Source organism: Bifidobacterium sp. CP2, assembly GCF_018555635.1.
GTDB lineage: Bacteria > Actinomycetota > Actinomycetes > Actinomycetales > Bifidobacteriaceae > Bifidobacterium > Bifidobacterium saguinibicoloris.
In genome coordinates this window covers 20,108-38,549 of the sequence record NZ_JAFEJX010000009.1, presented here as the reverse complement: position 1 = coordinate 38,549, position 18,442 = coordinate 20,108, and the positions used below count along the sequence as shown (strand labels likewise).

The 18,442-nt window shown below is 65.5% G+C and carries 15 protein-coding genes and 2 tRNA genes; 1 reads left to right on the top strand and 16 read right to left on the bottom strand.

The genetic code is table 11. The annotated features are described in order from the left end of the window. Positions 1-16 precede the first annotated feature (16 nt). From JS531_RS07880 to JS531_RS07810, 15 genes are all read right to left on the bottom strand, one after another. A tRNA-Arg gene (locus JS531_RS07880) sits at positions 17-90 on the bottom strand. Positions 91-124: 34 nt separating this feature from the next. Beyond that, positions 125-201, bottom strand: a tRNA-Arg gene (locus tag JS531_RS07875). A 106-nt stretch (positions 202-307) separates the two neighbouring features. Next, the gene (clpX, locus tag JS531_RS07870) at positions 308-1,642 is read right to left on the bottom strand and encodes an ATP-dependent Clp protease ATP-binding subunit ClpX (protein WP_214314832.1); all 1,335 of its coding nucleotides are present in this window, start codon (positions 1,640-1,642) and stop codon (positions 308-310) included. Between the two features lie 123 nt (positions 1,643-1,765). Further along, positions 1,766-2,467, bottom strand: coding sequence for an ATP-dependent Clp protease proteolytic subunit (locus JS531_RS07865; protein WP_214314830.1), 702 nt, complete (start codon positions 2,465-2,467; stop codon positions 1,766-1,768). Positions 2,468-2,472: 5 nt separating this feature from the next. Beyond that, entirely contained in the window at positions 2,473-3,087 is a 615-nt protein-coding gene (locus JS531_RS07860; RefSeq protein ID WP_214314828.1) for an ATP-dependent Clp protease proteolytic subunit, read from the bottom strand. 142 nt (positions 3,088-3,229) lie between these two features. Next, entirely contained in the window at positions 3,230-4,531 is a 1,302-nt protein-coding gene (locus JS531_RS07855) for a DUF4143 domain-containing protein (protein ID WP_214314826.1), read from the bottom strand. 246 nt (positions 4,532-4,777) lie between these two features. Beyond that, positions 4,778-6,106 (bottom strand): chloride channel protein, encoded by a 1,329-nt coding sequence (locus JS531_RS07850; RefSeq protein WP_214314824.1) that lies wholly within the window; start codon positions 6,104-6,106, stop codon positions 4,778-4,780. 198 nt (positions 6,107-6,304) lie between these two features. Beyond that, positions 6,305-7,672 carry a trigger factor gene (gene tig / locus JS531_RS07845; protein ID WP_214314822.1) on the bottom strand — a complete coding sequence of 456 codons (1,368 nt, stop codon included), beginning with the start codon at positions 7,670-7,672 and terminating at the stop codon, positions 6,305-6,307. Between the two features lie 53 nt (positions 7,673-7,725). Beyond that, complete coding sequence (locus JS531_RS07840; protein ID WP_214314820.1) at positions 7,726-9,039, bottom strand: HRDC domain-containing protein; 1,314 nt, start codon at positions 9,037-9,039, stop codon at positions 7,726-7,728. Beyond that, a complete protein-coding gene (locus JS531_RS07835; protein ID WP_214314818.1) occupies positions 9,023-9,643 on the bottom strand; it encodes a DUF3000 family protein in 621 nt (206 codons plus the stop codon). The genes JS531_RS07840 and JS531_RS07835 overlap by 17 nt, the downstream gene beginning before the upstream one ends. A gap of 56 nt (positions 9,644-9,699) precedes the next feature. Beyond that, positions 9,700-10,578, bottom strand: a complete 879-nt coding sequence (pflA, locus tag JS531_RS07830) for a pyruvate formate-lyase-activating protein (protein ID WP_214314816.1) — start codon at positions 10,576-10,578, stop codon at positions 9,700-9,702. Positions 10,579-10,713: 135 nt separating this feature from the next. Next, entirely contained in the window at positions 10,714-13,089 is a 2,376-nt protein-coding gene (gene pflB / locus JS531_RS07825; protein WP_214314814.1) for a formate C-acetyltransferase, read from the bottom strand. Positions 13,090-13,359: 270 nt separating this feature from the next. Beyond that, the gene (locus tag JS531_RS07820; RefSeq protein ID WP_214314812.1) at positions 13,360-13,563 is read right to left on the bottom strand and encodes a hypothetical protein; all 204 of its coding nucleotides are present in this window, start codon (positions 13,561-13,563) and stop codon (positions 13,360-13,362) included. An 80-nt stretch (positions 13,564-13,643) separates the two neighbouring features. Further along, positions 13,644-15,341, bottom strand: coding sequence for an NAD+ synthase (locus JS531_RS07815; protein ID WP_214314809.1), 1,698 nt, complete (start codon positions 15,339-15,341; stop codon positions 13,644-13,646). A 37-nt stretch (positions 15,342-15,378) separates the two neighbouring features. Continuing rightward, positions 15,379-16,530 (bottom strand): amidohydrolase, encoded by a 1,152-nt coding sequence (locus tag JS531_RS07810; RefSeq protein WP_214314807.1) that lies wholly within the window; start codon positions 16,528-16,530, stop codon positions 15,379-15,381. 103 nt (positions 16,531-16,633) lie between these two features. Here JS531_RS07810 and JS531_RS07805 point away from each other — a divergent pair, with 103 nt between their 5' ends. Further along, positions 16,634-17,443: a Cof-type HAD-IIB family hydrolase gene (locus tag JS531_RS07805; protein WP_346427772.1), complete on the top strand. Its 810-nt coding sequence runs from the start codon at positions 16,634-16,636 to the stop codon at positions 17,441-17,443. 174 nt (positions 17,444-17,617) lie between these two features. On the opposite strand, the gene JS531_RS07800 is transcribed toward JS531_RS07805, so the two are convergent. Next, positions 17,618-18,157, bottom strand: coding sequence for a peptidylprolyl isomerase (locus JS531_RS07800; protein WP_214314803.1), 540 nt, complete (start codon positions 18,155-18,157; stop codon positions 17,618-17,620). Between the last annotated feature and the right edge of the window lie 285 nt (positions 18,158-18,442).

Here is an 18,442-nt window from a genome sequence, read left to right as displayed (position 1 = left end):
ACCGAGGGCTTCAGCGTGCGCCGGACAGGATTCGAACCTGCGACCTGCTGATCCGTAGTCAGCTGCTCTAACCCGCTGGGCTACCGGCGCATACCGCGTGTATTAACCTCCTCGCGGCGAGGAGTGGTGCGCCGGACAGGATTCGAACCTGCGACCTGCTGATCCGTAGTCAGCTGCTCTAATCCGCTGGGCTACCGGCGCATGTTGCTTCAAGCAACTCGAGTTATATTACCCATTGTTTTTTGTTATGCAAGTCGGCGTGTCGCGCCGTGCTGCGTCGTGTGCCGCCATACGACGTCATGTCGCGTCACGCCGCACGCCGACGGCGCGGCTCCGCGGCGGCTGTCCCGTCCGTCACGAGCTTCGGCGCCCCTTCGCCGGTGACGGAGGCCCTGTCGACGATCACCTGCTTGACGTCCGGCATGCTGGGCAGCCGGAACATGGTGTCCTGCAGGGTGCGTTCGATGATGGTGCGCAGTCCGCGCGCGCCGGTCCCCTGCCGTATCGCGGTGGCGGCGATCTGGTGGACCGCCTCCTTGGTGAAGACCAGGTCGACGCCGTCCATGGCGAACAGCTTCATGTACTGTTTGACGAGCGCGTTGTTCGGTTCGGTGAGGATCCGTTCGAGGTCCTGCCCGTCCAGTTCGTCGAGCACACTGATCACGGGGAGGCGTCCGATGAATTCGGGGAGCAGCCCGAATTCCGCCAGGTCGTCGGCGGTGACGTGTTCGAGCAGTTCGTTCTCCGGGATCGGATGCTCGCGCCAGGCGGCGCCAAAGCCGCTTTCGCGCGCGCCGAGCCTCGTCCTGATGATGTCCGGGAGCCCCACGAAGGCGCCGCCGCAGATGAAGAGGATGCCGCGCGTGTCGATCTGGATGGTCTCCTGGTCGCGGTGCTTGCGTGTGCCTTCGGCCGGAACGCTGGCGATGGTCCCTTCGAGGATCTTGAGGAGCGCCTGTTGGACGCCTTCGCCGGACACGTCGCGCGTGATGGACGTGTTCTCCCCGCTTTTGCGGGCGATCTTGTCGATTTCGTCGATGTAGACGATGCCGTGCTCCGCTTTGGACACGTCGCCGTCGGCCGCCTGGAGGAGACGCTGCAGCACGGTTTCGACGTCGTCGCCGACGTACCCGGCTTCGGTGAGGGTGGTCGCGTCGGTGATGACGAACGGCACGTGCATGACCGATGCGAGCGTCTGGGCGAGGTACGTCTTGCCGACTCCGGTCGGCCCCATGAGCAGGATGTTCGATTTGGCGACTTCGACGCCGGCGAGCGGGTCGCGGCGCCGTCCGCCGAGGGCGCGCCGGTGCGTCCGCTCGAGTTGCGTAGACTGCTCCTCGAGTTCCATGTTGACGCGCTTGTAGTGGTTGTATACGGCGACGGACAACGCCCGTTTGGCGGCCTGCTGGCCTACGACGAAACGGTCGAGGTATTCGTTGATGCGCATGGGCGTGGGCAGTGCGAGCGTGTTGGCCGCGGCGTCCTTGCGTCGTTCCTCGGAGATGATGCCGACGCACAGTTCGATGCATTCGTCGCAGATGGCGGCGCCCTGGCCGGTGACGAGCTTGCGCACCTGATGTTCGGTCTTGCCGCAGAAGGTGCAGACCGGCACGTCGTCGCCGTAGCTCACCACACGCCCCATGCTTCCTCCTTGCCGCGATGTCCTGTTCTTCGGACCGCGCGTCACGGCCCTTTGGATAAGCGTACCCCCGGATCGTCCGATCCGGGGGTAGCGCCATGAGGGTTTCCGCGTTCGGCCAATCACCTACTGGCGGTGTTCGAGCACCTCGTCGACGATGCCGTACTCCTTGGCTTCGCTCGCCGTGAGGAACGTGTCGACCTCGATGTCCTTGGCGATCTTCTCCTGGGACTGGCCGGTGTGCTTGGCGAGCGTCTTCTCGAGCCATTCGCGCATACGCAGCATCTCGCGCGCCTGGATCTCGATCTCCGTGGCCTTGCCGAAGCCCTGGTCGATGGCCGGCTGGTGGATGAGCACGCGGGCGTTCGGCAGCATGAGGCGCTTGCCCTTGGTGCCGGCGGCCAGCAGAATGGCCGCGGCGGAGGCGGCCTGGCCGAGGCACACAGTCTGCACGTCGGGCTTGATGTACTGCATGGTGTCGTAGATCGCGGTCATGGCGGTCATCGAGCCGCCGGGCGAGTTGATGTACATCATCACGTCGCGGTTCGGATCCTGGGATTCCAGCACGAGCAGCTGGGCCATGATGTCGTCGGCGGAGGTGTCGTCCACCTGCACGCCCATGAAGATGATGCGGTCCTCGAACAGGCGCGTGTACGGGTCCTGCCTCTTGAAGCCGTACGGGGTCTTCTCCTCGAACTGCGGCAGGATGTAACGGTTCTGCGGGTTGAACGCGGCTTCGCGGCGCGCGGCCGGCATAAAGCCGACAACGCCGGCGGGGCCGGCCAGACGGTCGGCGCGGGCGGCGAACTTCGCTTCCTCACTTGCCATGCTGCTCACTCTCCCTTCGTCATCGAATCGTGCGTGGTGATGATCTTGTCCACGAACCCGTACTCCAGCGCCTCGGTGGCGGTGAACCAGTGGTCGTACTCGTTGTCGCGGTAGATCTCCTCGACCGTGTGGCCGGTCTGTTCGGCGGTGAGCTCGCTCATGGTCTTCTTCATGTCCATGATGAGCTCGGCGTTGATGCGCACATCGGTGGTGGTGCCGCCGATGCCGCCGGAGGGCTGGTGCATGAGCACGCGGGCGTGCGAGGTCAGGAAGCGCTTGCCCTTGGTGCCGGAGCTCAGCAGGAACTGGCCCATGGAGGCGCACATGCCGAGGCCCACGGTCGCCACGTCGGGCTCGATGAGCTGCATGGTGTCGTAGATGGCCATGCCGGCGGTGATGGAACCGCCCGGCGAGTTGATGTACAGCCAGATGTCCTTCTTCGGGTCCTCCGCGGCCAGCATGAGCATCTGCGCGCAGATGCGGTTGGCCATGTCGTCCTTGACCTCCTCGCCCATCCAGATGATGCGGTCCTTGAGGAGCCGGTTGAAGATCGGATCGGCGAATCCGGCCGGCGCGTCCTCGCCCGCCATGGCCGGGAGGGTTGCAAGAGTGTCGCTCACCTTGTTCTCCATTTCGAATACTGTCATAGACAGTGTTCAAGACTACCGCCTTCAAGCGACGGAGGGCGCGTTTCCGCCCGCTTTCGGCTCGACGCGTACTCGTGCACGCCGCATGGCGACCGATACGGTGATTCGCCAATCATCAGACGCCCAGCACGGTGAGGGGAACCACGTACGCGCCCTCCGCCGTTTTCCTCGCATACATACCGTTGCCGACGATCACCATGAGGAACGATGGTTCCCGCTGTTGGGAATAGGGATTCGCCATGACCGTATTGCGGACCCTGATGAGTGAATCGACGCCTTCCTGCGCCTTGTTTTCGCCGAGTTTGATCTCGATGGCGCCCCATCTGCCGTCCTCGAGCTCGATGATGGCGTCGGTCTCCAGCCCTTTGTCGTCGCGATAGAAATACACCTTGGGATGCTCAAGACCGACCCACGCAGAGGTATATACCATGAGATCGCGTATGACCAGGTTCTCGAACGCGTCGCCGAATATCTGTCCATTGGAGAGCAGCCGCGTGGGATTGACGCCAAGGGACGAGACGGCGAGGGAGGGGTCGACGAAATATCGTTTCGGCTTGACCCTCATTCGGTTCCGGGCTTTGATGGGGGCGTCCCAGCAGGGCAGCTCCTCGATGAGGAACTCACGGATCAGCATGTCCACGTAGCTGGTGGTGGTCGCGCGCGCGGGTTCCGTATCCGCGCTTTCGTCATCGGCGTACATGTCACGGCTGATGGTCTTGACCGTGGCCGCTTTGGCATTGTTTCTCGCCAACGACATGATGATCCGTCGGGTCATGGCGGGATTCTTGCCCATGCGCGGAGCGTTGTCCTCGCAGACCGCTTCCAGATATTGTCGGGGAATGTACAGGGCGCTTTCAAGATCGCGGTCCAAGGCGGCCGGCCATCCACCTCGGCAGACCCATTCCGCGATCCGCTCCAGCGACACCTGCGTGACGGCCGGTGAGAATTCGCCGTCGAAGAGCTTACGCAGGGATACCTCGCCGGTGGACAATCCCTGCTCATAAAGGCTCATGGGACGCATGCGCAGATGCGCGATCCTGCCGGCACCGCTATGCTCGTACCGCTCCAGTGGAGGAGCGCTTGAACCGGTGAGCAGATATTGTCCGGGACGATTGGACTCATGGTCGATCGCATGCCGTACCGCATCACGAACGGCGGGAACGGTCTGCCATTCGTCAATCAGATGCGGCTGGTTGCCGAGAAGCGGCATGGTGGGATCGGCTTCGGCCAATGGACGGACACGGTAATCATCCAGACCGGTGACGCTGTTGGCGTGGGACAGTGCACACCATGTCTTTCCGCACCATTTCGCCCCGTCGATCTGGACGGCGCCGAATATGCCGAGCAACTTGGCCACCTGAGCGTCCAGCAAACGAGGCCTGTATGTTTCAGGACGAAGCACCATGTGCACCACCATCTACGCATTCATCATTCTACGCCGTTTTCATTGCACATTTTACACCATGCTCATTGAGCATTTTACACCTTTCGCCGGTCGCTTCGCGAGGCAGCGCTGGCGATGCGGGCGTAGAACGCGTTCGGGCGGACTGCCGGCACGTGGCGGATCGAAAGGATTCCACCGTTGTGATGAACCCGACGAACCCGTTCTGCGAAGTGATGAGGTGAAAGGCGGAACAACCACTCCCCGGTGAGCGCGATATCTTCAGATTGACGTCTTTCCGCGCGGTCTCAGGAACCCATTCAGCAGTCGGTGCGACAGGACGGCCGAAACGGCGACGGCCAATCCGACGGGGACGAAGAGCGTGATGGGGGCTTCGGTGAGCTCCATGACGAGGCACATGGCCATGAGCGGCGCCTGCTGGGAGGCGGAGAGCAGCGCGGCGGCGCCGATGAGCGCGCACACGCCCACCGGATCGCCGGGGAACGCGAACGACCAGAGGATGCCGAGCGTCGCGCCCAACGTGGCGCCGAGCGCGATGCCGGGCTGGAGCACGCCGCCGGACGCGCCGGAACGGATGGTGGCGAGCGTCGTCGCGGCCTTCACAAGGAACGTGACCGCCAGCAGCCCCACGAGCGACCAGACCTGAGCGGATCCCACGGTACCGGCGGAGCCGGCCATGCCGTCGAAGGCGAGCTGGGCGGCGGCGCGGCCGTTGCCCATCACCTGCGGCGCGAACACGGCGACCAGGCCGGTGACGAGACCGGCGAGCGGCATCTGCCACAGGAGCATCGCACCCTTCGGCTGGTGCACGGTCGCCCAAGAGGAACCCTTACGGAACAACGCGCCGGCCGCACCGCATGCAACTCCGCACAACAGTGCGAACAGCATGAGGCTCGGCGTATAGTCGGCGGTCATGCCGGCGACGGCGTAGAACGTGTGACGCCCCTTGACGAGCGAGGCGACGTACGCGGCCGTCGCGGACATGCCCAACGCGAACCCGACCTTCTCGAGCGTCACGTCGGCGAGCAGGATCTCCACGGCGAAGAACATGCCGGCGAGCGGCGCATCGTAGACGCCACCCAAGCCGGCGCCGGCGGCGACGGCGACGACCATGCGCCGGTCGGCGAGACCGGCGGCGTCGCCCTCACGGCCGATATGGAACAGATCGCAGAAACGTTGGGCGAGCATCGCGCCGAGTTCGCGCGGCGCGACCTCACGGCCGATGGACGCGCCGGAACCGACGATGAAGATCTGGAGCACGACGTGCACGACGGTCTGCCACCATGGCATCCGCTCCCCCGCGACCGCTTTCTTCACGGACGGCACCTTCGTCGTCTTCGTGCGCAACAGCCACCAGGCAAGACCCGCGAGCGACAGGCCGACGGTCACGGAGACCGCACGGCGTACGGCCGGCACCGCGAACGGACCGGGCGCGCCGGCACCCTCCACGTACCCGAGCATCACATGCTCGACGCCGTACAGCAGCAGCGTGAGCAGGCCGGCTCCCGCGCCGATCAGCGAGCCCAGCGCGAGCGTCGCGACGACGAGCCACAGCATCCGGTTGACACGGACGTCTTTCCACACCGTCATTGTTCCCTCCCCATCCGAAGCCATCCGAAACCATCTGAAGTTGATCCGACCGAAGCCATATCGATAAACCGCCCTGGCGATCGGCGGCCACGGTCCACGCGTCGTCTCCACGCGGCGTCGCCGCATAACGAAACGGAGGCTTGGAACCCAAGGGTTCCAAGCCTCCGTGCATCACATCACGCTACTGCGCGGCTGGGCTCACTCGCCGTCCTTGGCGGACAGCTCGTCGGCCACGGCGGCGGCGGCGGAAGCGGCCTCGACGGACTCGGCCTCTTCGTCTTCGGCGGCCTCGCCGAGGAAGGCGGACAGGTCGACCTCTTCACCGTTGGCGGTGAACTTGACGGCGCGCATGCCGGCGAGCAGGCCCTTGGAACGACCGACCTCCTGCACGGCGGAGCCGAGCTGGCCGTTCTTGATGATGGCCTGGATGAAGGCGTTCGGGTCCATGCCGTACTGCTGGGCGATGGAGGCGAGGAAGTTGAACACGTCGGCCTGGGAGACCTGGACGTCCATCTTCTCGGCGAGGGTGTCGAGCAGGATCTGGTCCTTGAGCTCCTTCTCGGCGCCCTCCTCGGCCTGCTGCTTCTGCTCGTCGGTGGCCTTCTCCGGATCCGGGGTCAGGCCCTTGAGGTGCTCCTCGACGGCAGCGGCCTTCACGCCCTTCGGCACCGGGATCTCGAGGCCTTCGGCCAGCTTGGCCAGGAAGGCGTCGCGGGCCTCGGTGGCCTGACGGCCCTTGGCGTCCTCGCCGGCGGCCTTGCGGATGTCGGCCTTAAGCTCGTCGAGGGTGTCGAACTCGGAGGCCTCCTGGGCGAAGTCGTCGTTGAGCTCCGGGAGCTCCTCGGCCTTCACGGAGTTGACCTTCACCTTCACGGTGGCCTTCTGGCCCTCGTGCTCGCCGGCCTCCAGCGTGCCTTCGAAGGTGGTCTCCTCGCCGTCGGACAGGCCTTCGAGGGCCTCATCCAGACCGTCGAGCATGGTGTTGGAGCCGAGCTCGTAGCTCACGCCCTCCTGGGAGTCGACGACCTCGCCGTCGATCTCGGCGGACAGGTCGATGTTCGCGTAGTCGCCCTTGGCGGCCGGACGGTCGACGCCCACGAGGGTGCCGAAGCGCTGGCGCAGGGTCTCGAGACGCTTGTCGACGTCTTCATCGGTGACCTCCGGGGCGGCGATGGCGATCTCCATGCCTTCGATCTCCGGCAGTTCGATGTCGGGGCGACGCTCCACGGTGGCGGTGAACTTGAGCTTCTTCTCGTCCTTGGCGGATTCCGGCACGTCCACGACGTCGAACTCCGGCTGGGCCATCGGGTGGATCTTCTTCTCCTCGAGGGCCTTGGAGTACAGCTCCGGCACGCCTTCGTTGACGGCCTCGCCGGCGACGGCGCCGAAGCCGAAACGCTGGTCGATGAGCTTGCCCGGAACGTGGCCCTTGCGGAAGCCCGGCACGTTCACCTGCTTGGCGATGTCCTTGCGGGCGGCATCGAGGTACGGGTCGAACTCCTCCGGCTCGACGGTGATGGTGAGCTTCACCTTGGTGGGTTCGAGGTTACGAACGCTGATCTTCACGCTAAACGCTCCTGAAAAGTCGTTGTGTTCTTATATCTGCCCGAAGGCAACCGTCACAGTATAACGCGTTCCACGGACGCTGCAATGAGCCGCACCTGCCAGCGCCGTGCACCCTGCTCCGTGAGGAACTCCGCCACGTCGCGCGTCTCCGGCTCGTCCGTCCAGCACAGGTTGCGGATGATCTGGGGGTTGACGATGATCTCCACCGGGGTGCGCGTGTCCTCGGCGATCTGGTTGACCACGCTCCGCACGCGCTTGAGGCGCTCCATCCGCTCCGGGTGCCGCTCCCACTGCTTGTTCGAGCGGGGCGCGTTGGCGGCGGGGCCGTCCTTGGGGTCGCGGCCGCCGGGCGTCGACGGCAGTTCGGATGCGGGCAGTGCGAGCGCCTCCTGGATGACGGTCTTCCACAGGGACGGCTTCACCGAGCGCTGGATGGGCGCGTAGCGTTCGAACATCTTGTCCTGCTCGCTGCCGGTGTGCATGCGCACACGCTCGTTGAGGCAGCGCACGGCGCGGAACTCGCGCGCGTTGCGCGGCTTGCGCTTCGCCGCCTCGATGATCGACGAGTCCTCGAGCAGCAGGGGCGGGGAGATGTCGTAGCGGCGGGCCAGCTCGTCGCGCTTCGTCCACAGGGCGCGTGCGACGGCGAGGGCGCGCGGGTCGCGGATGATCTCGGTGATGTGGGAGATGCGCAGCCACGGCACCGGATGCTCGTGGCGGGGCCTGCCTGACGTGCCTTCGGCGAGGATGTGCGCGAACTCCTCCTCGGCCCATTCCTCCTTGCCGGCCCGCCTGAGGTCGGCGCGCATGAGTTCCTCGAGTTCGATGAGCTCCTCGACGTCGAGCGCGGCGTAGTTGCGCCAGTCGCGCGGCAACGGTCGGTACGACCAGTCGGCCGCGGAATGCTCCTTGGCGAGGACGAGCCCGAGATAGTGTTCGGTGACGGCGGCGAGGCCGAACCGGTGCAGTCCGAGCAGGCGAGCGGCCATCTCGGTGTCGAAGAGGCGCTTCGGCGTCAATCCGATGTCGGTGAAGCCGGGCAGGTCCATCATCGCGTCGTGGATGATCCATTCGGCATCGCCCACGGCCGTGTTGAACGTATGCCAGCTGACGCCCGCCTTGGTGAGCGCCACCGGGTCGAGCAGGATGATGCCGGAGTCGCCGCGTTTGAATTGGATGAGCCAATCCTCATGCCCGTAGCGGAATCCGGACGCGCGTTCGGCGTCCGCGGCCAGCGGGCCGGATGCCGAGGCGAGCGCCACGCAGGCGTCCCGGTATCCTTCGCGGGTGTCGGTGACGTCCGGCACTCCCCCGCGTGGTTCGTTGAGCAGGCGTGGCTCCAGATTGCGTTCAATCAACAATGTCATCCTCGTCGAAACGGATGGTGGACCTGATGAACCGGGCCCAGTCGCCGACGGTCGCGCCGGCGTCGAACATCCCTCCGGGCTCGGTCACCGGAGTGAAGGATACACGTATCTCGCAACCTGCGGAATCGTCCACGCCGAGCGAGCCGAACGTCGTGTTCTGGGTGACGGTGACGGTGCCTCCCATGCTGTCGCGGCGGACGCCCCCCATGCGCCGGCACAGGTCGTCCCAGTACATGTCCGGCGCGAGCGACGTGTTCTCCTTCGGCTCGAGCGGGATGGCGGCGAAGGCCACGCAACGCCAGCGCGACCCCCAATCGTCGCGGGGCTCCCTCGCGTGCAGCAGCATGATCCAGCCCGAGACGTGGGGCGACCTGTCGGACCGCGTCTCCATCGACACGCCGATGCCGTAGTCCGCCAGGGTCTGCGGCACCGGTATCTCCCGGTACTCCATGTCCTCGAGCCGGTCCATGACGCGCACCGATTCGACGGCGTTCCAGACGTCGTCGGGCACGCCGTCGGGGCGTTCCGGCAGCGGCGTACGGGAGTCGACGCCGTCCGCCGTCCGCGGTTCCACGCCTATGGGGAATGCGTAAATGTCGGCCATGTCTCCAGCGTAAGGGCGTTCGCGCCGTTTCGGGGTATCGGCACGCGGGAGGCCGGTCAGTAGACGGTGAAGCCGTGCGATTCGAACTGTTTGACGACGCGTTCGCGCAGCGCCGCGTTCGGCCCCTTCTGGTTCTCCAGCGGGTACGGGATGCGCAGCTCGTGCCACTTGGGGCGTCCGAGCTGATGGAATCCGAGCACGTCGATGTGTTCGACGGCGTCGCCGAAGCTTTCGCAGATGCGGGCGACGTTCTCGACGTTCTCCTCGGCGTCGGTGAGGCCCGGCACGAGCACGAACCGCACCCAGATCTTCTTGCCGGCCTTGGAGATGCGCCGGCCGAAGTCGATGGTGGGCTGCAGCACGCCGCCGGTGACCTTGTGGTAGGTCTCCTCGTCGCCGGATTTGACGTCGAGCAGGCACAGGTCGATGTCCTCGAGCATTTCGTCGGTGTAGTTCTCGTTGAGGAATCCGGAGGTGTCGAGGCAGGTGTGCACGCCCATCTCCTTGGCGGCGTGGAACACGCGGGAGACGAACGCGGGCTGCATCATCGATTCGCCGCCGGAGAAGGTGATGCCGCCGTGCGTGGCTTTGAACAGGTCCTTGTAGCGGTCGACCTTCTTGATCATCGCCTCGAGCGTGACGGGCTTGCCGTCGCGCATCTTCCATGTGTCGGGGTTCTGGCAGTACTGGCAGCGCAGCGGGCAGCCGCTCATGAAGACGGTCATACGGGTGCCCGGTCCGTCGACGGACGTGTTGATGTCCCACGAGTGGACGAAGCCGATGTCGCCGGACCTGAGTGCGGCGATGCGGTCCCGTCGGTCCAGCCCGATGGGCGATTCGAAGCCGGACAGACCGCCCATGAGGGTCTGCTTGGCGTAGGTCTTGGATGCGCGCAGCATATGGCGCGTGGTGGTGCGGAACTGGGTGTCGGGCATCGTCGTCCTCCTGTTCCTGGTGATGCGTGGAAAGGATGTTGGTCGTATGTTGATGGTCATGATGAAGGGGTGGGACGAATCCCACCCCTTCATCATCGTTCTACCGCTTCACGCGGTCGCTGTCCGCGACGGGAATCAGTCGGTGACGGCGCCCTGGTGGAAGGTGCGGGAGATCACGTCGAGCTGCTGCTCCTTGGTGAGCTTGACGAAGTTCACCGCGTAGCCGGAGACGCGCACGGTCAGGTGCGGGTACTTCTCCGGGTGCTCGACGGCGTCCTCCATGGTCTCCTTGCGCAGCACGTTGATGTTCGCGTGGTAGAGGCCGTGGCCGTTGCCGGCGTCGAGGATGCCGACGAGGTTGCCGATGCGCTCCTGCTCGTCGCGGCCGAGGCCATCAGGGGTGATGGTGTTGGTCAGCGAGATGCCGTCGAGCGCGTCGTTGTAGTCGATCTTGCCGACGGAGAACATGGACGGCAGCATGCCGTGGGAGTCCATGCCGTTCTCCGGGTTGGCGCCCGGGGCGTACGGGGTGCCCTTCTTGTGGCCGGACGGGAAGGAACCGGTGTTCTTGCCGTACTCCACGTTGGAGGTGATCGTCAGGATGGACTGGGTCGGGACGGCGCCGCGGTAGACCGGCAGGCGCTTGACCTGGCCCATGACCGTGGAGACGACCCACTTGGCGATGTCGTCGGCGCGGTCGTCGTCGTTGCCGTAGATCGGGAACTCACCCTCGGTGCGGTAGCCCACGACCAGGTCGTCGTCGGCGCCCTCGACGTACTCGTACTCGTGGCCCTCGAGGGTCTTGGCCTCGGCGTTGGTGATCGGATACACCTTGGCGTACTTGATCGCGGCGAGGGAGTCGGCGGCGATGGACAGACCGGACATGCCGCAACCCAGGGTGCGGTACACCTCCTTGTCGTGCAGGGCCATCTCGATGGACTCGTACGCGTACTTATCGTGCATGTAGTGGATGATGTTCAGCGCCATCACGTAGGTCTCGGACAGCCACTCGAGAGCCTTCTCGTAGTTGTTCTTGACCTTCTCGTAGTCCAGGGTGCCGTCGGCCTCCGGGAGGATCGGGTCGATGACGCCCTTGTCGATGACCTGCATGCCGGTCATCTCGTCGCGGCCGCCGTTGATCGCGTACAGCAGCGCCTTGGCGGAGTTCACGCGGGCGGCGAAGAACTGCATCTGCTTGCCGACGCGCATCGGGGAGACGCAGCAGGCGATGGCCGCGTCGTCGCCCCAGTGGCCGCGGATCTCACGGTCGGACTCGTACTGGATGGCGGAGGTGTCGATGGAGATCTTGGCGCAGAAGCGCTTGTAGCCTTCCGGCAGCTTCGGATCCCAGAAGATGGTGATGTTCGGCTCCGGGCCGGGTCCGAGGTGCTCGAGGGTCAGGGTGTTGAGCAGACGGAACGAGGTCTTGGTGACCAGCGGACGGCCGTCGTCGCCGAAGCCGGCGTCGGACCAGGTCGCCCAGTATGGGTCGCCGGAGAAGATGGCATCGTAGTCCTTGGTGCGCAGGAAGCGGACGATGCGCAGCTTCATGACGATGTTGTCGATGAGCTCCTGGGCGTCGGTCTCGGTGATCTTGCCGGCCTGGAGGTCGCGCTCGATGTAGCAGTCGAGGAACGCGGAGTTGCGGCCGAAGGACATGGCGGCGCCGTCCTGGGACTTGATGGAGGCGAGGTAGCCCATGTAGGTCCACTGCACGGCCTCCTGGGCGGTCTGGGCCGGACGGGTCAGGTCGAGGCCATACTCGTTGCCGAGGTTGATGAGCTGCTTGAGGGCCTTGATCTGCTCGTCGTGCTCCTCACGGAAGCGGATCCAGTGCTCGATCTCCGGCTCGGTGAAGTCGTTGCGGTACGGCACGGAGTCCTTGTCGCGCTTCTTGAAGGCGATGAGCTTGTTCACGCCGTACAGGGCCACGCGGCGGTAGTCGCCGATGATGCGGCCGCGGCCGTAGGCGTCCGGCAGGCCGGTGAGGATCTTGTTGTGGCGGGCCACCTTGATCTGCTTGGTGTACACGCCGAAGACGCCGTCGTTGTGGGTCTTGCGGTACTTGGTGAAGATCTTCTTGATCTCCGGGTCCGGCTCCTTGCCGGCCTCGCGGATGGCCTGCTCGACCATGCGCCAGCCGCCGTTCGGCATCATCGCGCGCTTGCAGGGGACGTCGGTCTGCAGGCCGACGATCACGTTGTCGACCTCCGGGGAGTCGATGTAGCCGGCCGGGAAGGCATCGATGCCAGCCGGGGTGTGGGTGTCCACGTCATAGACGCGCTGCTTGCGCTCGACGGCCAGGTAGTTGTCGTCGAGGTACTTCCACAGGTGCTTGGTCTTCTCGGTGGCCGGGGCGAGGAAGCTCTCGTCGCCGGTGTACGGGGTGTAGTTCTTCTGGATGAAGTCGCGGACATCGATGTCCTTCTGCCAGTTGCCGCCCTCGAAGCCGGCCCACGCCTTCGCGTCGAGCTCTTCCGCGGTCAGTGCAGCAGATTCAACAGCTGTCATTTCCACTCCTTGGTGTTGTATCTTGTTGCCGACGCACCTTCGTCGTCGTTGGTTTTAAGTCTAGCTGTACGTATCTGGCAAAAGGTTCAAAAAGCGCGTGAGCTATATCACATTGCGTTATCGTTCACACGACTTACCGGAGCAAGACGCCTGCAAACGTTCCCGCAAACGCAACCGGCCGTTCCCGCAACGCCGCGGATATGCCCGGAAACGGCTAGGGCGCCTTGCGAACCGCTTGACACGGCCCGTAAGGCGCCCTGGACGATGCCATCAGCGTCCGTCGTCACCCCAGCGCAGGTTCCACTGACGGTCCTGCTCCTTCCACAGGGTTTCCCGATCCTGGAAAATCTTCCACGCGTCGAGCGCGTCCTCGCGGCTGCGGTACGGCCCCATGCGCTGCTCGATCGGCGATTGGGGGCCGAGCTCCGGCTCCCCCGTGCGGATGTTGAAATACCACTGCTTGCCGTCGGTCATGATCGGCTTCCTTCCCTTCCTTGATGCGTGCGGGCGCGGCCGAAACGGGCATCCGGTCGCGTCCGCCCCGTTCGATCGGGTTATTCGCGGAACGCGTTGGTGATGGGCAGACGACGGTCGCGTCCGAACGCCAGCGCCGTGACCTTCGGCCCGAGCGGATACTGGCGGCGCTTCCATTCGGCCCGGTCCACGAGCCTCATCACGGTGTCGACCGTCGCCTCGTCGAAGCCGTCGGCGAGCAGGTCGGCGCGTCCGTGCGCATGCTCGATGTACGCGGCGAGCACCTTGTCCAGCAGCGCGTATTCGGGCAGCGAATCGGAATCCTTCTGTCCGGGGCGCAGTTCGGCACTCGGCGCCTTCTCGATGGAGGAGACGGGGATCATCACGCCGTCCTTGAGCGGGACGCCGGGGTTGCCCTCCTCGTTGCCGACGACCTTCAGGCCGCCGATGCCGACGCCCGCGGCAGCCGCCTTGTTGCGCCAGCGGGCGAGCTCCCACACGCGGGTCTTGAGCAGGTCCTTGATGGGCGCGTAGCCGCCCACCGCGTCGCCGTAGATCGTGGAGTAGCCGCAGGCGAGCTCGGACTTGTTGCCGGTGGCCACGGCGAGCAGCCCCTTGGAGTTGGAGTAGGCCATGACGATGACGCCGCGGATGCGCGCCTGCAGGTTCTCGGCGGCCACGCCGTCGAGGTGCAGCTGCCGCTGGTAGGCGTCGAACAGCGGTTCGATGGGCTGGACGTCGTAGTGGGCGCTGATGTTCGTCGCGAGGTCCGCGGCGTCGTCCTTGGAACCGTCGGAGGAATACATGGACGGCATGGAGATGCCGTGCACGTTGCCGCCGCCGACGGCGTCCGCCGCCATCGCCGCGACGAGCGCGGAGTCGATGCCGCCGGACAGGCCGAGCGTGACGCCGGTGAACCGGTTCTTCACCATGTAGTCCTTGAGGCCGAGCACGCAGGCGGTGTACACCTCCTCGTCCGGGTCCGGCGCCGGAGCGATGGTGGTCTTCGCCTGGTGGATGTGCTCGCTGTCCAGCGTCCAATAGGACAAGTCCTCCATGAACATGGGGCTGCGTTCGAGCAGTTCGCCCGTGGCGTCCACCACGAAGCTGCCGCCGTCGAAGACGAGGTCGTCCTGGCCGCCCACCTGGTTCACGTAGAGGAGGGGGGCGCCGACCTCGGCGGCGCGTCGACGTGCGAGTTCGGTGCGCACGTCGGTCTTGCCTTCCTCGTACGGGGAGCCGTTGATGGTGACGAGCGCGTCGATGTCGCGTCCGGCGAGTTCGGCCACGGGGCCGCCGTCCTGCCAGATGTCCTCGCAGATGGCCACGCCGAGGCGCACGCCGTCGACGTCGAGCACGACGGAGCGTTCGCCCGCCTTGAAGATGCGGAATTCGTCGAAGACGCCGTAGTTGGGCAGGAAGTGCTTGTCGTAGCCGGCCCAGACGACGCCCTCGTGCAGTACGACGAGGCGGTTGTACGGCTTGTCCGTGGCATGGTCCGTGCCGACGGTACCGACGACCACGTACAGTCCGCCGAGACCGTCGCGTTTGAGGGCGGACGCCAGTTCGTTCGCCTTGTCCCAAGCGGCCTGACGGAAGGTGCGACGCAGCGCGAGATCCTCGATCGGGTATCCGGTGAGGGTCATCTCGGGGAAGACGACGACCTGCGCGTCGCCGCGGGCCGCCTTGCGGGAGTAGTCGAGCACCTTGTCCGCGTTGGCGTCGAGCGCGCCGACGCACGTGTCGATCTGTGCGAGTGCGAAACGAATCTGTGTCATGGTCCTCCAGTGTAGTGCGCCCGGCGTCTGGCGCGGTTCAGCGCAGTTCGTCCAGGACGCGCAGGGCGGCGTTCACGTAGAACTCCACGAACGTGGGGATGGACGCGTCCAATCCCACGAAACGCGGGCTGTGCCAGTCGGCGCATCCCTCCTTGCCGTTCGAGCCGACGAACGCGAACACGGAGCGCGTCACGTCGGCGAACTCGCAGAAGTCCTCCCCCGCCATCGAGGGACGGATCGGCTCGAGCCGCGCGTAGTCGCGCACGTCCTCGGCGACGGCGCGCGCCAGCGGCGCGTCGGAGACGACGGGGTCCTGGAAGTCGTCCCATTCCACGTCGGCCGTGATGCCGAACGCCTCGGCCGTATGGGAGACGATCGCCCTGAACCGGCGTTCGGCGAGCAGGCTGTCCTCCTTGTGGAAGTAGCGCACGGTGCCCTGGAAGCCGGATTCCGCAGGCACGACGTTCCACACGCGGCCGCCGTGCACCTCGGTGACGGACAGGACGAGCGGATGGAGCGCGTTGACGTTCCGGCTGACGATGGTCTGCAGCTCGAGCACCATGGCGGCCATCGCCTCGATGGGCCCGGTGCCCTTGTGTGGGTATCCGGCGTGCGTGCCGTCCGCGTGGAGCGTGACTTGGAAGCGCACGCAACCGGCCATCATCGGCTCGACGCCCACCGCGATCTCGCCGGGCGCATAGTTGGGGTTGTTGTGCGTGCCGATGATGGCGTCCACGTCGTCGAGCAGCCCCGCCTCGATCATCGCGCGGGCGCCTTGGCCGGTCTCCTCGCTCGGCTGGAAGAGGATCTTGACGGATCCGGCGAACCGGTCGCGATGGTCGGCCAGCCAGAACGCGGCGCCGAGCAGGCCGGTCATGTGCAGGTCGTGGCCGCACCCGTGCATGACGCCCTGGTTGACGGAAGCGAACGGCAGCCCGGTGTCCTCCACGATGGGCAGGCCGTCGATGTCGGCGCGCAGCGCGACGCGCGGGCCCTGCCCGCCCTCGCCGCGGATGAGGCCGACGACGCCGGTCTCCAACGGGTTCTCGAGGATCTCCACGCCGTGGGCGCGCAGTTGGTCGGCCAGGTAGATGCTGGTGTCGGTCTCCTTGAAGCTGCGTTCGGGGTGGGCGTGCAGGTAGTGGCGGATGTCGATGAGGCTGGAATCGGTTTCGATGTGTTCGCTCATGCCTCCTACAGTACGCCGCGCATCGGGGATGCGCCGGCCCGGTCCGCCGACCTGTAGACTGGGAGGCGGCAGACATATGGACGATGGAAAACGGAGGTGCGTCGTGGCTGTCGCAGGTTCGGATATCAAAGGCGTGTTCTTCGACATCGACGGCACGTTGACGAGCTTCGTCACGCATGTCGTCCCCGACTCGACGATCGTCGCGCTGCACCGGCTGCAGGCCAAGGGCGTCAAGGTGTTCATCTGCTCGGGACGTGCGCCGAGCCACATGACCGTCGTGCTCGACACGATCCCGATCACGTTCGACGGCATCGTGGGCCTCAACGGCCAGTACTGCTGCGACGACCACGGCTTCCTCGAAAAGCAGCCGCTCGACATGGACGACATCCGCACCATCACCACATGGCTGGACGCGCACCCGGACGTGGTGGCGAACTACTGCGAATCGGACTACGTATACTTCAACCGGATCAACGACGCATTGCGCGAGACGTGGCGCCAACTCGGCAAGACCGCGCCGAAGGTGAATCTGGACGACCCGCACACGCGCCCGCTCGAACACGAGACGTTCCAGATCAGCCCGTACGTGGACGAGGCGACGCAGGCGGAGATCGTCTCCCTGTGCCGCAACATCCAGGGCGTGCGGTGGCATCCGAACTTCGTCGACCTCATCCCGGCGGACGGCGGCAAGCCGCGCGGCATCGAACGGTTCATGCGCCATTACGGCTGGACGCGCGAACAGGTCATGGCGTTCGGCGACGGCGGCAACGACACGACGATGCTCGCGTTCGCCGGCATCGGCGTGGCGATGGGCAACGCCTCCGAGGAGCCGAAACGCGCGGCCGACTACGTCACCGACGACGTCGACCATGACGGCGTGCTGCACGCGCTGGAACATTTCGGCGTGCTGTGACGGACGCGGGCGGACGCACGGCGGATACGCCGTGACGGACGGACATCGGATGCGTACGCATCGGACGCGCACGCATCGGAACGCGTGCGGAAACGTGTGAGGCGGCCCTCCCCCATCGGGAAGGGCCGCCTCACGCATAGGACGCCGCCGAAGCCGTCGGCGTGCGGAATCGGGTCACTTGACCACTTCGACGGACAGGATGCCGGCCGGCTCGGTAGGACGGTCCATACGGTCGGTGGGCAGCGCCTCGAGCTTGTCGACCACGGCCTTGGAGGAGTCGTCGGCGACCTCGCCGAAGATGGTGTGGTGGCCGTCGAGCCACGGGGTGGGCACGGTGGTGATGAAGAACTGGGAGCCGTTGGTGCCGTGGACCTTGCCGTCCATGCCGCGACGCAGACCGGCGTTCGCCATGGCGAGCAGGTACGGGTGGTCGAACTTCAGGGACGGGTCGATCTCGTCGTCGAAATCGTAGCCGGGGCCGCCGGTGCCGGTGCCGAGCGGGCAGCCGCCCTGAATCATGAAGTCCTTGATGATGCGGTGGAAGGTGAGACCGTCGTAGAACGGCTCGTGGGAGGGCTGGCCGGTCATCGGGTCGGTCCACTCCTTCTCGCCGGTGGCGAGGCCGAGGAAGTTCTTGACCGTCTCCGGGGCCTTGTCGTCGAACAGGTTGATGGTGATGTCACCTTCGGAGGTGTGCATGATGATAGTGCTCATAGGTCATGAGTGTGTCATAGCCGCAAGACGGCGATGGCCCCGGCGTCGGCGCATCGACGCATGCCAGGCGCGGGCGTTTCGCCGTTGGGCGGCGACACGGATGTTGCGGAATAACACGGAATGGCACGACCGCCACGGCATGGTATTCTGGCTGTTGAGCTGCAGCATCTGACCACGCTGCACGCTCATAAGAGACGTAGTTCATGGTACTGTCTCCTTGGTATTGAGCGGCCGCAAGTCCTACGACTTGCGGCCGCTACTTTTGCCCCACTACGATTCAGCCAT

Coding starts and splice junctions, on each gene's coding strand:
- JS531_RS07850 (WP_214314824.1), bottom strand. CDS start 6,106: ATGACGGTGTGGAAAGACGTCCGTGTCAACCGGATGCTGTGGCTCGTC.
- JS531_RS07840 (WP_214314820.1), bottom strand. CDS start 9,039: ATGACATTGTTGATTGAACGCAATCTGGAGCCACGCCTGCTCAACGAA.
- clpX (WP_214314832.1), bottom strand. CDS start 1,642: ATGGGGCGTGTGGTGAGCTACGGCGACGACGTGCCGGTCTGCACCTTC.
- JS531_RS07820 (WP_214314812.1), bottom strand. CDS start 13,563: ATGACCGACGGCAAGCAGTGGTATTTCAACATCCGCACGGGGGAGCCG.
- JS531_RS07815 (WP_214314809.1), bottom strand. CDS start 15,341: ATGACACAGATTCGTTTCGCACTCGCACAGATCGACACGTGCGTCGGC.
- JS531_RS07855 (WP_214314826.1), bottom strand. CDS start 4,531: ATGGTGGTGCACATGGTGCTTCGTCCTGAAACATACAGGCCTCGTTTG.
- JS531_RS07835 (WP_214314818.1), bottom strand. CDS start 9,643: ATGGCCGACATTTACGCATTCCCCATAGGCGTGGAACCGCGGACGGCG.
- JS531_RS07865 (WP_214314830.1), bottom strand. CDS start 2,467: ATGGCAAGTGAGGAAGCGAAGTTCGCCGCCCGCGCCGACCGTCTGGCC.
- JS531_RS07800 (WP_214314803.1), bottom strand. CDS start 18,157: ATGAGCACTATCATCATGCACACCTCCGAAGGTGACATCACCATCAAC.
- pflB (WP_214314814.1), bottom strand. CDS start 13,089: ATGACAGCTGTTGAATCTGCTGCACTGACCGCGGAAGAGCTCGACGCG.
- JS531_RS07810 (WP_214314807.1), bottom strand. CDS start 16,530: ATGAGCGAACACATCGAAACCGATTCCAGCCTCATCGACATCCGCCAC.
- pflA (WP_214314816.1), bottom strand. CDS start 10,578: ATGCCCGACACCCAGTTCCGCACCACCACGCGCCATATGCTGCGCGCA.